Source organism: Planctobacterium marinum, assembly GCF_036322805.1.
Taxonomy (GTDB): domain Bacteria; phylum Pseudomonadota; class Gammaproteobacteria; order Enterobacterales; family Alteromonadaceae; genus Planctobacterium; species Planctobacterium marinum_A.
Genome location: NZ_AP027272.1, coordinates 1,929,456 through 1,944,040, shown reverse-complemented (window position 1 = coordinate 1,944,040; position 14,585 = coordinate 1,929,456). Strand labels below are relative to the sequence as shown.

Sequence of the window (14,585 nt, the reverse complement as noted above, 5' to 3'; positions counted from 1 at the left end):
GCAAAAGCCACAGCGCATTTTCACAAAAGTTTAAAAACTATCGTCTGCGGCAGTAGGCTCTTCGGCTTCAGTTTTGGTCTTGGGGTTTTTATTCACATTTTGCCAACTAAATACGCCGTAGAAGGACTGGCACCCTTCAGTGGCCGTAGCGGCGTCCGCCAGATAAAGTTGTATTGCTGAGGAAGCTGCATAGTCAAAGGCATTGCAGCTGGCGCTTTGACCGGTACCCAACACCACAATGCTGCCCTCTTGCAAGGAGCAGCGCACCATCATATCCAGAGGGGAATACTTAGGACAAATCGCATACTTTTTGCGGTACTCAGCGACTTTTCCAGAAGGCATGGAAAACGACCACCAATGGCCGAGCTTGCTGTAAGGTTTGACACTATCCCAGGCGCGATAAATTTCAAAAGGCTGAGTCACCTTGTATGCCTTCGCCTGACACAAACCACCAGTACCGGCACTACCCAAACTAGCAGTTACCAGCTCAGGACGGTCAACCTCTGTCAAAAGCGGCGCAAAAACAGCTGGCGCAACTACTTCACCATCACAGACACTTGGCTCAATTTGCGCTTGGGGTGTTTTTGAGTTGGCTTTCGTGCTGCTAGACTCCGCAACATTTGAAGCACAAGCGCTTATTCCAGCGAAGATAATGGCGAGTAAACTAAGTTTAGCGAAATGGTGATCCATGATGTTTGGGTATCAAAAAACAATTGTCTTTAGCATGGCATAGTTTCGCCAAATTAAAATACCTGAATCTAAAATCGGAACTAAATACCTCAAATACCCAATTCGACGTTTTGAAAGTGAATCCTAAGCTTGCTCATTCGTTATCCTCGTTCTGGGCATTCTCATCAACAGACGCTATTGGGCGAATGCTAACTAAGTCCTCCATACCAATGGCAGAAGCTTCGTTAAGTGTCGCATCATAAACGAGTAATAAGTTTGTCGTTGAGCCCAATATTTTAAGCTTTTGCGATTCTGAATCAGTCCCCGTTTTAATACTAACAAATCCCTCTTTAGAGGACTTAATATCTTCACTGCGCCATTCTGCGTAAAGGGTTACAAACAGTTTCGCATAGGTAATGGAAACCAACAGGAAAATAATAAACAAGCCATCGCGATTTTTCGGCACATAATTAAAAAATAGAATAATGCTGCGTTTTATACTTGCCGGTTTCTGTTTCCAGCGACGATGGATAGGGTAAGAAACTAATACCAGCATATCAAATGCCGCAGCCACAATCAGCCCACCAGAAAACATTAAAACAGCAGCAGGCTCACTGATGCCCACTATCAATAAATCAGAAATCTGCGCCAATTTCATGATATTGATGTTGAATTCGTTATAAAAAGACGCGCTGTAAAGAATACCGCACAGGGTTAACAACAAATAAGATACCGACAGCATCAGTGCGGGATTGCGCTTAAAAAACACTATAAGTATTTTCAAATGGTATTCGGGTTTGAACTCAGTCGTAGCGACAGTTCCCTCAGTATCCTTTTTATCCATTTTTATTCCCCTGAAAAATCAAATGCCAGTCTAAGTTTTTTCAAAGTAAGAGAAAAGCCTTTATGTTCTCAGCCCAAATGGAAAAACCACCCAGTTAACCGAGCGGTTTTATTCTTATTTTATTCATTATTCTACTTTGAGAGTGACAATTCCGGCAGTGGCAAAACGATAGTCGCTTCAGATGTTTTCTGACCTGCCAAAAATGTTTTCATGCGATTGAGCACTTCTGGATGACTGGTGAATAAGTTGTGTCCTGCATTCTCCACAATAATTTGGGTCACTTTGGAAAGGGAACTCACAGCCTGGCGCTGCTCTTCCGGATAGGTGCGGCCATCCAATGAGCCTGTTAATAATAATACCGGCACATCCGATAAGGGTTTGGCTCTGAATGTATCTCCCAAATCCAACTGAGGATCAATATTGTTCAGCATCGGCATAGGGAAATTCAGATAGGGACCTAACAAGGCATTATCCATTTGCTGCTCAACCTTATTCAGACGCTTTGCAGTGATACCCGATGCCACATCCATTGCCAAAGGCATTAAACGAAATGCAATGGCTTCATCGTTAAAAAAACCGCGCTGTAATACCTGCACCAATAGCTTGGTATCGCCCCTGTCTAGCGCAGCATAGATTTGCACTAACATTGCCAGATAATGGCCAGGATCGGCAATGGCCATACTGGATAGCTTTTGCATGTGATAGCGCTGAAATAACATCTGTGTCACTTTGCCCGCTTTTCCGGGGATCTCTAACGTCAGAGGCGCGTCTTCTAAAGAAGCATGTACACGACGCATTAACCCGGGTAAATCACTAACCTGTTTACCGACATCTTGTTTTGCCAGTACCTCGTTAACTGCTGCAAAATATTGATTTGTTTGCGCTGGTAATTTAATGGTTTGATCCAGTCCTTCAGCGCTGGCAATAATCACCTTGTCGATTTTGTCATCAAACAATTTAACGGCAGCAAGGGCTAAATGGCTACCGTAAGAGATGCCCCATAAATTAACCTTTTCGGCATCCAGGTGTTTGCGCAGATCATCGATATCCAGCGCATTCTGCACTGTGGTATAACCATATACATCAACACCTTGTTGCTGCCACTGCGCCAGACAGTGTTTTGCCGCCTCCCGATAGCGCTTAGCTATTTCAGCATCAGAAACCCGCTCTGTCAGACTGATACTTTCATCTGATACACAGGTTTCTGCTTGCTCTGATTGCCCCGTACCACGCTGGTCCAACGCGATTACATCACCAAACTCCCGCAGTGCCATAAAAAGCAGAAATCTGCGCCACTTGGCAGTGGCTATCCCAGAACCACCGGGGCCACCAGACAAATAAACAATCGGATGCCCTGGATTATCAGAGGTGGATGGGAAACGCACATAGTTAACTCTGATTTTTCGGCTGTCAGGGTTATTACGGTTTTCCGGTACCATAATAAAGCCTTCAAAGGCATCGGTACTGTCACCGCTATTGGCCTTAAATTCAATTGCCTGCTCAGACAATTTTCCCCTATTTAGAACGGTCTCTGCGTGACTTGCCAGTGAAAACACCAGCGCTAAACCTGTCATTAATTGTATGATTCGCATATTATTGCTCCTTCGTGTTTTTGCTCAGTTAACAGGTTATTGCCCTGCGACAACAAGGGGATTTCGTTAACCGGAGTCATTGCTGCAGGTCACCGAGATAAACGGTAGGCTGTAATCAATAATCGGTAGTAAGGAAAATTAAGTGAACGTCAGACAGTTAAGCCGATTTAGTGCTCTAAGCCTGTTTTTAATGTTATTTAGCATTGCTGTTTATGCTGCTGAGTTCCGCTCCTTTCCCTATCAAAGCGACGTGATAGTCTGCCCGATGTCCACTGCCGATGTGGCTATACCCGACTTCAGCGCAGCCGATTGTGCCGAGCAAAAACTGTTTGAAGTAGACCCTCAACACAGCGCTATGTGGCTATTGCTGGAGTTTGAACTAACAGAGACACAATTGCCTTCTCATAGCCCTTTGGGGCTTTTTGTTTTTGGCAAAGCGGCAAGCCGGGTTTGGCTAAATAATACGTATCTTGGTAATAACGGACAGCCCGACACCGATAAAACAGAAATTCCGGGCAAGATGGATTATGTCTTTCATGTGCCTGATAAAACCTTATTCGCGGGTAAAAACAGGCTAATTATGCAGTTATCAGGACATCATAGCTTGATATCCCTCGGTGCTCCCATGCACCTGCTTGCCTTTTTTCCCTATGCTGAAACAGGGCAATATATTCAGTCCTTCGCAACGCCCGGTATCGCACTCATCGGTGCCTTTGCCGTCGGTGTTATCTACTTTTTAGTATTGAGTGTCAGTCGCAATCGAGAAATGGGTCGCAATGAAGAGATAGATGGAATTCGCTACCACTTCCCCTTGTTTGCAGCTATGTGTTTGCTGGCTATGCTGCAACTCTCGGCAGAACTTTCCAGAAGCATCATTAATTACAGCTATCCCTGGCAGGATATCCGACTCATCAGTATTACCGCCTGCTCTTATCTTTTTGGTGTGCTGTTATTGGTTTATAACTCGTTAAAAGTGGCATCAAATCAGGCTCCTTTTTGGATTATTGCTGGCAGCCTGTTAACCCTGGCCGTGGTGTTGTTTATTCCGGGTTTCGATACAAAAACCACCTCTGGAATACTGGTTCCCATCCTTATCAACTTGCTGCAGATCCTTTGGTATCTCTACAAACAACAAAACAGTAAACTCAAAGCCTGGTTTGTGGGGCATCTGATGATTGCCGTTATCATTTTCATCAGCTCAGCGGCCTTTCACGAGTTTGTCCACTTCCTGATTGTGGCATTGGTGTTGTCCGGTATCTTTGTGCAACAGGCAAGAGAGTATCAGGCGCAACAAGCTGAACTCATGACAGAACGCAGCCGCAGTGCCAAACTGGAATATCGTCTGGCGCAACAAGCGCAACTGCAAACCCCCACCCGACTGGAACTTAGCAGTATTGGAAAAACTGAGTTTATCGACAGCTCAGATATCACCTATACCAAAGCGGCGGGAGACTACGTAGAAATTCATTTAAAAGATGCCAGTGAAAAGCTGTACTCAGGTACATTAAAGCAGTTGGAAGAGCTGTTACCTGATACGTTTTTGCGGGTACACCGCTCCTACCTGGTTAACCTGGAATGCGTAACAGGTTTGTTTAATCAAAAATCGGAGCAAAAAAGTCAGGCTTTCTTAGGCCTCGGTGCAGAAATCCAGGTGCCTGTCAGTCGCCGCCTGTTGCCTTCGGTAAGAGATTCGTTAAAAACAAATAATCAGCAGAGTTTGCACTAATGGGAAACAACCGCCCCCTGGGTCTTGCCATGTTGGGTTTCTACATCATATTGTTCGTTCAGCTGCTTATATTTTTGGATGAGGGCACTGATCTCTTCGTTCACCCGAATTTGTAACGTCTCACAGGTTTCTGAAATATTAGGCATACCTAAATACTCATCCACCTCATTAGCCGCTTTCACTCCTAAAGCCTTGTGCCCCTCTTCGTGCACCAGTAGCGCCTCATAGAAGCGATTAAACTGTTGTATTTGCGCCTCAGACGCTTGCGACTGGGGCAACAATTCAGGCAAGGTCATAACAATATTCAACTCCACTAAATGCTGGCTCACGTAACAAGAGCCTGACAATTGACGAAATCGATATAACGGATTAATGCTCCATTGGGTTTTACCATACCAATGGCGATTGTTTTTACGAATGGGGGTAACACCTTTAAGCGCCCCTTTCAGTGACTGCCCGTCTTGCAACTGCACTGAGTAATAGTGAACTTCCTCGGAACGTTTTACTTCTGCTTTTGCAGGAAGCATTAAGACACAGGCGCACAACAACAAGCCTCTTAGCAATGATGAAACAGAAAAACGCTTGTTGTAGCCTGTTATGTGCTGCTTTCCGTTCATTGAGCACCTCCAGTTAATGCTTTTGCCAAACCTGATGCCCGCAGGCATTGCAAACTCACAGCATTTCGCACCGCTTGTTCATCGGCAAACAATACAAACTCTTTTTTCGCTCGGGTAACACCAGTATAGAGCAGTTCGCGATTCACTCTGGCAGGCACTCCGGGTACGGATTCTGGTAAACACATTAGCACTTTGTCAAACTCAGAGCCCTGACTTTTATGGGTGGTCATGGCATAAAGTGTTTCGTGGGCGGGTAATTGTGCCGGCAATAAGCTGCGATAGCCCTGTTCTGTGTCAGCAAACCACACCTTCAACAACCCATCCTCACCAGCCGCACTCATGACAATGCCGATATCCCCGTTAAACAGGCGATTCTGGTAATCATTGCTGGTGATCATAATGGGTCGCCCGGCGTAAAACTCTGCCTCCCCTTTGATTTTGTCAGCTCTTAACAGGACCCGTTGGATTTGTTTGTTTAGATTGAGCGTGCCCCACTTGCCACTGCGCTGCACTGCCAACACCTGACAGCGAGATAACACCTCAAATGCCCCGGCTACGTTTCCGGCGGCGACAACCTCATGAAAGGTTTCAAAGTGAGGCAAAATAGCCCTAATAAATTCCGCCAAGGCAGCTGAGGCATGCCATTCAATATCATCTCGGCTTGCCGTTAACACTTGCATAGTTTGAGCAACGTCACCGGCATTGATAGCTTGCGCCAGTTTCCCTACTCCGCTATTGGCATCAAAACGCCAGCTTTTTTGCAGATAAATAATGTTGTCAATAAACCCCTGACGGGTGTGCATTGCTGACAATGCATAACGCTTCTCAGCCAGAGCCGGTTGCTGACTCAAATGGCTTAACAGCTGTTGCAGTTGCGGGTTAAACTGATTTTCACCGCGTTTTAAGCTGCATATATCAGAAAATACTGAGCCTACTTCCACCGATGCCAACTGGTGGCTGTCGCCTAACAGTATCAAACGGCAGTGTTGTGGTAACGCCGCCAGAAGTTTCGCCAACAATGGCATATCAATCATGGAAGCTTCATCCACCACCAGGACATCAATGTTGAGTTTGTGCTCAGCATTGTGGCGGAAAAATACCGAACCAGGACGTGCTCCTAGCAAGCGATGTATGGTGCTACATTCAAGCGGCAAATTATCATCTTGCGATGGCAATTTTGAAACCGCGCCGCTGACAGATTCACTCAGCCGCGCTGCGGCTTTTCCGGTGGGTGCCACCATTTTAATTATCGGCTTATGTTGTCCTTGTGCCTGAGACAACTGGCTTAGCGCCCATAAAATTCGTACAACCGTGGTGGTTTTACCGGTGCCCGGCCCGCCGGCGATCACAGCAACACTCTTTAAACAAGCCAGCGCCACGGCGGTTTTCTGCCAGTCAGGTTCAGCATCGTTTGATGGCTTTCCATAGAGTTTATCCATGCAGTCTTTAATAGCCGTTTCCGGGAATTGTGTCGCCGAGAGTCCATTAAGCTTTGCCACGATATCCTGCTCATAATGGTAATATCGACTTAAGTACAAGCGCGCTTGCGACAGTTGAAACAAACCAGTCTCTGCCACTTCAGCACGGCTAAAAAGCGCCGCAATTTGGGCGCTATCAGGGAATCGATAAATCGGCGCAAAAGGTTGTTTGATGGTGCTCAGTTCAAGGCAAACGTGTTGCTGCCCCAGTTGCTCACTTAACAGTGCCGCTGTCATGGCTATTAACAGGCTCTCTTGATTATCCTGTAAGTTACTTTGCTGCGCGGCAAACACGGCAAAACTGCGATCTATCTCTCGGATTTTTTGATGCTGCAGCAAGCTATCCAGCACTTCCCGCAGCTCAGTATTTGTTGCGCTTGTCGCTATTTTATTTTGGCTATAGCGACGCGTCATTGCTGTGCCTGGTACGGAATTGCTAAGCAAGGACTTATTATCTACAGTCATGCAGCCGCCTCCTGTTTGCCGCTAAACAGCGTATCCAGCTTGTAGATCAAATCAATCGGTGGCGAAACAGTTAACACCCCGTTGCCTGGAGCTACAGCGCTCATTCCCCTTAAAAAAAGATATTGCGCGCCGCCCAAGTGCTGCTCAGGGTCATACCCAGCCAGTTTGTTTTTAAGGTAGCGATGCAAAGCAACCGAATAAAGTAAAGCTTGCAGATAATAATCATGATGAGACATCGCTTCATCCAGGTGAGATTGCCCATAATCTTCCAGGCTATCCCCAAGGTGATTCGACTTGTAATCGGCAACGTAAAAACGCCCTTGATGGATATAAATAAGATCAAGGTAGCCCTTCAGCATGCCATTGAGTTGCTGCAACTGATAATGCCCGTTCATATCAGGTAACCAACTGCTGAGTAATTGATTAAAGGTACTTACATCCACCTGATTAAGGGGCAGATAAAACTCCATTTCCGCAAGGCGATGACTGGCAGGCACATCCCAAAGCCTGATGCCATCAGGACTTGCCGTTAACGGGCTTTGCAATGTATCCACCAACCAATCGCTAATTTGCGGTACTTCATCTGGATCCACGCTGTATTTATCCGCGTACTCCAAACAAAAATGCTGTACCGATTCTGGCTCGTCAAAAGCACAATTTTCCAGTACCTCATGCAAATAGGAACCAGCAGAAGCACCGCGAGTAAAGGCAAAGCGCATCTCTGGCGGCTGTGTTGGTTCTTGCTCTTGCCTGATATAAATATCAGGCTCAACATTAATATCTGCGAGTACCGTTAAACTGGTTTCATCTGCCGCTTTTAACTGTTCGTGTAGCTCAGAAGCCGTGTCCTGCGCATTGTCGTGCTGCACCAAGCGGGTGCGCGATATGGCGCTATAACTGGTGAGTAACCAATCTTGATGAATACCTTGAGACAAGGGCGAAAATGCTAATGGCTTTGATGCGGATGTTACGCCATCAAACAGAATTACCTGTTCAGTGTCTTCTGTAGACAGTTCATTGATGGCCACATTTTCACCAGTCAGGCGTTGCTGTAGCCTTAACAGGATCGCTTCAGCGGTAACCGGGGTATCAGTGCTAAAGTCCAGCACGCTGCCAATAGCGGCGTGGCCAAATCCCGATGACGCGCTTCGCGGTGAAATGGCATTGTTCCACACTCCTAACCAGCAATGGAATTCCGCTCGGGTAAGCGCCACGTAAAACAATCGAATATCTTCCGCCAAACGCTCTTGCTGTTGTTGCAAAAGTAACTGCTCGTCATCCTCAAGACGGTATTGTAAGCCCTTTTGCTCATCGTGGTAAAAGCCTGTAGCACTGTCTTTAAAGCGACTGCAAAATGGCAACATCACTACGGGATATTGCAAGCCTTTGGAAGCGTGGATAGTGGAAATTTGCACCAGGTTCTGATCGGTATCCAGACGCCACTGAGTGCCTTCAATGCCTTCACTGGCCAACAAATCAGGTTGTGCCAGACAAGCCTCGAACCAGTTAATCAGTGGTGTTTTACCTTCAATGCGGGTGCTCTGAAATTGCAGAATCTCGCTGAGATGGCGCAAATCGGTGATGCAGCGATGATGTGCTTGCTGCCTGGCCATAATTCGGCTCAACAAATCAAAACGTTGGGCAATGTACTCCAATGCCGCCATCACACCTTGCCTGGACCAGATATCGTGAGCGTTAGCAAAGTATTGCAGGCACTGCTGCCATTGGCTCAGGTCGCTGTGAATAGCGCTTAATTCTTCGTGGCTGTAAGCAAACAACCCATCCAATAATGCGGCTTTGATATTGCTTTCAGATTTAAACTCGGCAATGGCTCGTAATAACAACCAGATACTGTACGCCACGGGGCTTTTTAGCACAGAGTCTTTGCGCAAAAATACGCTATCTATATTACGCTGCTTAAGGGCATCTTGGATTAATTCCGCCTCAAATCGGTCCCGCACCAGCACACAGATATCCGATGCCTTTAGACCTTGTTCAGCAATGCGCATTTGCCCAAGGTAATTGGCAACTTGATTGCCGCATACTTGCGCCATCGTCTGAGATGCACTGCCCCATTTATGGGCGGCTGGTTGCCCCTTTTTGTCCACCGCATCGGGCAGCACTGCCACAGCAAGTGACTCAGCCTTATCATTGTTAAGGCTCAAGTGCTTTTCACCCTGTCCCGCCGATACAGCAATAAAAGGCATATCCTGATGATTAAACCCCGACTGACTGTTAGCAAAAAAGGCGTTTACCGCTGAAATCAGTGCCGGTTGCGAGCGCCAGTTTGTCGCCAGTGTATAACGTGAGTCTTGTGCAACGATGCGTCTGGCGCTTAGGTAGGTGTGGATATCACCACCGCGAAAGCTGTAAATGGCCTGTTTAGGATCACCAATCATGATCAGCGCCCCGGTTGCCTCTTCCTGCACATACAAGTGGCGAAAAATGGCAAACTGAGTTTCATCGGTATCCTGAAACTCATCCACCAGCGCCACAGGGTACTTTTCTCTAAGCAGTTGTGTTAGCGGCCCACCTGCATCTGTATTAACGGCCATATCGGCCTTGCTAGTTAGGGCATGATACAAACGACTGAGCAAATCGTCGGGGCTTAGCTCGGCGTTTTGCTGTTTTTGGATTTGTAGATGTCGCCGGAAAAACAACAAGGCATCCCAGAAAAAATACTGCTGACGGCTTGTTTCCAGCTTTTTCTCTAGCGCGGCCAGCTGTTCAAAGCGTTCGAACTCGCTTAGTTCCAGTTCTGCCGAAGACTTTTTGCGGGCTTTGGCGATATTATCTGGGGCCAATAATATCCAGCCATCTCTACCCAAATCCGGTGTATATCGCGTACCTTGGCCAAACTCAGCCATCATGCTTAAAAACCCAGGTTTTGCGATTTTTACATTGGCTTTTAAATCAGCTTCACGCAATACATCCGACATGCCCGCATCGCGCCACCAGCTGCGGATTTCCTCAACAGCGCTATCGTAGTCTTGTTGCAACTGCATCCACTGCTGTTTTAAGGCTTGTGGCTCTTCGCTACCTATATCACGGGATAAAGTCGGACGTAAAAAGCGGCTCAGTGCATCGGGTGTTGACCATTGTTTTAACAGCCAGCGCAAAGTTCCCTCAGGCAGACTTGTAACCCTGACCCGCCAATAATCACTGCTGGCTTTTTTTAGCAAGGCGGAATCATCCAGCGACAGATTTTCCTGCCAGGGCGAGCCACTTTCAAAGGCGTGCTCGGTTAATACCCGTTGGCAAAACCCATGAATGGTGAAAATGCTGGCCAGGTCCATTTCCTGCGACGCAATCAATAAGCGCTGCTGCGCCTGCTCTTTGTTGCTGGTTGCATCGATCAGTGCCTGAATAAAAGCGTCGCTACTTTGCCCGACTGCAAAATCTCGCCATGCGGTGCGGATGCGGGCCAGAATACGATCTTTTAGTTCTGCGGTGGCGGCATTGGTAAAGGTTAAGATCAGGATCTCACTCACCACCCTCGCCTGGCACTGATGCCCCAATAACAAGCGCAAATACAAATTACTGATGGTGTAGGTTTTTCCGGTACCGGCACTGGCCTCGATTAATGCGTTTTTATCCAGTGGAAACGACAGGGCTTCAAGCGGCTTCATCACCGAAGTGTTGTTCATGGACTCGGTCATGACAGCTCCGCCTTAGCTAAAATGGGTTGCAACAGCGTATCAGCTAACTCAGTAAAGCTCTGCCAGCAACCCTGCAATTGCGGGTATACCCTGCCAATATGCAGATCAGAGGCTTCACCGGGTAAAAAGCTATTACCGGCGAACCCCGCCAGAGTTTTTCCCTCGTCTTGGCTTTGCGCCCAGATAAGCGCTGTTTTCGGGAAAAAGGCCAGGCATTGCTGTTGCCCTTTTAAGTAAAGCTCCACCAATAATTGTAGATTTTCCCTGGCTTCCTGTTGCTCAATAGGTTCAAAATTCAGGGTTTTATCAGCGGCAAAAAACCAGGCCCGGGATTGACGATTTTCTACTGCGCAAACAAGGTTCCAACTCATCCAGATAGCCAGATAATCGTTGGCGCCTAATTTACCGGGGCGAAAAGACACCAGGTCGCCACTTGCGGTTAACTGCACGGCACCAGTTAGCGACAGCGCTTGTTTATCAGTGTTAGTGCCTGAAACGATAAGTTCCGTGGTTAACCACCGAGTGGAAAGTGTTGGCAGCGAGCCGCCAAAAGCGTCGCTCATTTTGTCTTTTATGGTGGCAGCCCGCGCGCTTAACTCGTCCTGCTCCAATAGTTTTAAATTGCCGATGGGCAACTGCCCTTCCAGCTCCATCTGGCGCATCACGGCTTGCTCACTGTCACCTTGTAATAACTGTGAAGTGGCCTGATAGCGCTGCAAGCTATCCAGGTTTAGCGGCTCATCATCCGGCATAATTTCAGCGATGAGGGGAAATTGCGTCTTCCAGACACTTTTAAACCAGCCTCGCACCGGATTACGGAAAAACTGTTGTAACTGGTGTAATTCCAGCTCGGAAATATCTTGCCTGGTCGACTCATCCAACATGGCCGCATGTTGATTCACTTTCAAGAAATCAACAGCCCCCTGGCCCGACTGTAATGTGCTGGCCACCTCAAACATGGTTCTGTCAAAGGAAGTCACCGCCCTGTTTTTATCCTTGGCAGTGGCAAAATAGGATGCATCCCAAGGCTGCAAAGGATGCTCGTGCAATAGATGCTGTTTAACCGCCTTTTCGGCAGTTTCAATATCTAGTTCCAGATGTTCAGCAAAACACACCGATTGCTGACAATAATCCACCAACTCCGACACTAAAATAGACGGTTCTTTGGTTTCATTGCTTTTATCGTCCCGCCCCTGGTAACTGAGGTACAACTTATCGCGCGCGGACAGCAGCGCCTCTAAAAACAAATAGCGATCATCCAGACGTCTGGAACGGTCGCCTTTGCGCGGTGTAGAGCGGCTCACCAAATCAAAACTAATGGGCGTGGTTTGCCGGGGATAATCCGGCTCGTTTAAACCCAGAATACACACATGTTTAAAGGGAATACTGCGCATCGGCATCAGGGTACAGAAATTCAGTCGCCCTGCCAGGAAGCGTTGCCCCACGCCAGACTCGTTAAGAGCTTCGTTAAGCACTTGTACAAACACCTGCTGACTTATCTTACCGGCATAATGCTGACTATGAACTTTGAGCTTAGCAATGGTTTCTTTTAATTTTTGCAGGCGATACTCATTATCTGAATCCACCAGATAAAAGCTATCCAGCACTAGTAGCGCCTCGCTCACTTTTTCCTGCAAGGGATGTGATGCACGACAAAACCGGGTTAACGCCCGCAAGTCTTCCACAAACGCCAATAACAGGCCCAGCGCTTGGGTTAACTGGCCTTCAACTTCGCCGTAGGGCACGATTTCACCATTCAGCACCTCTGCGCCCTGGTGAGCATAACCTGCCAGCAAACGCTGTAAGCCAAAAATCCAGGTGTTTTGATTTTCTTGCGGTAGTTGCCAGTGCTGTTTCTCCAGCCCTGACCAACCCCAACGTACCCCTGCCTCATAACACCAGCGATGCAGCGCCTGAATTTCATCGCCGCCGATACCATAACGGGCTGCAATCTCAGGCACCTTAAACAGCTCAAACACTTCGGTGAGTGTCATGCGGCTGTGCTCTTGCGCCATTAAACGCAAAAAGCTGGTAACAATGCTGTCTTCTTCAGCCTGGCTACGGTCGGATATGGCAAAGGGAATACCGCGCTCTTGTAATTCCCCTTTACTGTCCAGAGGACGGGAAAATACCGTTTCTATGAGCGGTGCGTAAACGCCGACATCTGGCATCATCACAATCACATCATTGAGGGATTCCACTGCGCCCGATTCAAACCAATGACAAATCTGGTCTCGCAACACTTCCAGCTCTCGCAAGCGGGAATGCGTGGCGTGAATTTCAATGGAGCTATCATCATGAGTCAGAGACTTTTTCGGGAAATCACCGCTATTGCTCAAGCGCTCCTGCACCGTTAAGGGTTGGCGCTTGCCCCGCAACGTTAACTGGAATACCTCACTTTGCACCCAGCCTAATAAATGCTGCTGTTGTGGGGCGCTAAATAAGTCTGCCTGTAGCGGCTCCAGTTCAGTTAGCATCTCCAGAAAATCGCGACCGGGTTTGCCCCAGGAGGCCAATAACGGGTTGCCCACATCCAACAGCGCCGCCGCTTGTTGTTTTTTCTCCTGACTTTGCACATCTGGCTCATCAAACAAGGACAGCTGCTGTTTCTGGAAGCGCTTGTTATCCACCACATCCGCCCAATAGTGCTCAGATGGGTTAAACCAAAAGATGTACACCTCACTGTGTTCGCTTAAAGAGCGTAAAATCTCCAGCTGCTGCACGGGCATGGCGGAAATGCCAAACACATACAAAGGTTTATTACTGCCTTGTTGCGCTTGCTCTAATTGTGCCATCAAGGCGGTGTGCATATTGGCGCGATGCCACTGAGACTCCCCTTGTTGCTCAGTGAATTCACAAATGGCGCGCCATAGGATTGGTTGCCAGGGTTGCTGGCTTACATCCACATCGGGCAAGCTATCCTCGCCCTGCTCCCAGGCCAGGATCCACTCGGGGCGATACATTAAATACTGATCGTAAACATCGGCAATTTTGGCGCACAATTGCCAGCACTTGAGCTGCTCTCCCAAATCCGCAGGAGGTTCATCAGCTTTTTCGTCAGCAACATAGCGAGCCAGTGGGATAAACTCCGGTAAATCCAGATATTGCGGTAACAACTGCAATATTTTCCAGGCCAGAAACTGTTTGTTAAAGGCTGACTCTTTGGGTAAATCAGGAATGCTGCGTTGATATAATTGCCAGATAAAACTGGAAGGTAACGGGAATTCAATATTGGCGGCAATATCCAGGGTGTTGGCAATATTAATTTTGAGCCATTGCGACATACCCGGACTTTGCACCAGGATGGTATCGGGTGTTAATAAACTGGCCAGGTCCTCAGAGGCGCCTTGTTCATCAAAAGTTTGCTCGGCAAGTTTTTGCAAGAGACTGGCCAGCAATACTTCCATTTTATTTGACTGAATCAGATGTAACATCGAGCAGGTTTACCAATTTATTGTTGTTTTTCTGTTGTCTTTACACGGTAAAGCTTATCACAAGAAAAGGAATTTCTATGCTTAAATAAGCGCGCTTCAGC

At 47.5% G+C, this 14,585-nt stretch carries 8 protein-coding genes; 1 reads left to right on the top strand and 7 read right to left on the bottom strand.

Annotation, left to right across the window (positions count from 1 at the left end):
- Window positions 1-30 precede the first annotated feature (30 nt).
- The 3 genes from AABA75_RS08700 to AABA75_RS08690 all read right to left on the bottom strand — a co-directional run bounded on the left by AABA75_RS08700 (window position 31) and on the right by AABA75_RS08690 (window position 3,105).
- Complete coding sequence (locus AABA75_RS08700; RefSeq protein ID WP_338292223.1) at window positions 31-690, bottom strand: hypothetical protein; 660 nt, start codon at window positions 688-690, stop codon at window positions 31-33.
- A gap of 133 nt (window positions 691-823) precedes the next feature.
- A complete protein-coding gene (locus AABA75_RS08695) occupies window positions 824-1,513 on the bottom strand; it encodes a hypothetical protein (protein ID WP_338292222.1) in 690 nt (229 codons plus the stop codon).
- Window positions 1,514-1,644: 131 nt separating this feature from the next.
- Window positions 1,645-3,105, bottom strand: a complete 1,461-nt coding sequence (locus AABA75_RS08690; RefSeq protein WP_338292221.1) for an alpha/beta hydrolase — start codon at window positions 3,103-3,105, stop codon at window positions 1,645-1,647.
- Between the two features lie 142 nt (window positions 3,106-3,247).
- Here AABA75_RS08690 and AABA75_RS08685 point away from each other — a divergent pair, with 142 nt between their 5' ends.
- The gene (locus AABA75_RS08685) at window positions 3,248-4,831 is read left to right on the top strand and encodes a LytR/AlgR family response regulator transcription factor (RefSeq protein ID WP_338292220.1); all 1,584 of its coding nucleotides are present in this window, start codon (window positions 3,248-3,250) and stop codon (window positions 4,829-4,831) included.
- Here AABA75_RS08685 and AABA75_RS08680 read toward each other — a convergent pair.
- Genes AABA75_RS08680 through recC form a run of 4 tightly spaced genes read right to left on the bottom strand, consistent with a single transcriptional unit; the run spans window position 4,828 to window position 14,484 of the window.
- Window positions 4,828-5,448 carry a DUF922 domain-containing protein gene (locus AABA75_RS08680; protein WP_338292219.1) on the bottom strand — a complete coding sequence of 207 codons (621 nt, stop codon included), beginning with the start codon at window positions 5,446-5,448 and terminating at the stop codon, window positions 4,828-4,830. The genes AABA75_RS08685 and AABA75_RS08680 overlap by 4 nt on opposite strands.
- The gene (gene recD / locus AABA75_RS08675) at window positions 5,445-7,391 is read right to left on the bottom strand and encodes an exodeoxyribonuclease V subunit alpha (RefSeq protein ID WP_338292218.1); all 1,947 of its coding nucleotides are present in this window, start codon (window positions 7,389-7,391) and stop codon (window positions 5,445-5,447) included. The genes AABA75_RS08680 and recD overlap by 4 nt, the downstream gene beginning before the upstream one ends.
- Window positions 7,388-11,050 (bottom strand): exodeoxyribonuclease V subunit beta, encoded by a 3,663-nt coding sequence (gene recB, locus AABA75_RS08670; protein ID WP_338292217.1) that lies wholly within the window; start codon window positions 11,048-11,050, stop codon window positions 7,388-7,390. The genes recD and recB overlap by 4 nt, the downstream gene beginning before the upstream one ends.
- A complete protein-coding gene (recC, locus tag AABA75_RS08665) occupies window positions 11,047-14,484 on the bottom strand; it encodes an exodeoxyribonuclease V subunit gamma (protein ID WP_338292216.1) in 3,438 nt (1,145 codons plus the stop codon). The genes recB and recC overlap by 4 nt, the downstream gene beginning before the upstream one ends.
- Window positions 14,485-14,585: the final 101 nt, after the last annotated feature.

What these genes read in the sequence shown, in the direction of transcription:
- AABA75_RS08700 (WP_338292223.1), bottom strand. Translation starts at nt 690, where the DNA reads ATGGATCACCATTTCGCTAAACTTAGTTTACTCGCCATTATCTTCGCT.
- AABA75_RS08695 (WP_338292222.1), bottom strand. Translation starts at nt 1,513, where the DNA reads ATGGATAAAAAGGATACTGAGGGAACTGTCGCTACGACTGAGTTCAAA.
- AABA75_RS08690 (WP_338292221.1), bottom strand. Translation starts at nt 3,105, where the DNA reads ATGCGAATCATACAATTAATGACAGGTTTAGCGCTGGTGTTTTCACTG.
- AABA75_RS08680 (WP_338292219.1), bottom strand. Translation starts at nt 5,448, where the DNA reads ATGAACGGAAAGCAGCACATAACAGGCTACAACAAGCGTTTTTCTGTT.
- recD (WP_338292218.1), bottom strand. Translation starts at nt 7,391, where the DNA reads ATGACTGTAGATAATAAGTCCTTGCTTAGCAATTCCGTACCAGGCACA.
- recB (WP_338292217.1), bottom strand. Translation starts at nt 11,050, where the DNA reads ATGACCGAGTCCATGAACAACACTTCGGTGATGAAGCCGCTTGAAGCC.
- recC (WP_338292216.1), bottom strand. Translation starts at nt 14,484, where the DNA reads ATGTTACATCTGATTCAGTCAAATAAAATGGAAGTATTGCTGGCCAGT.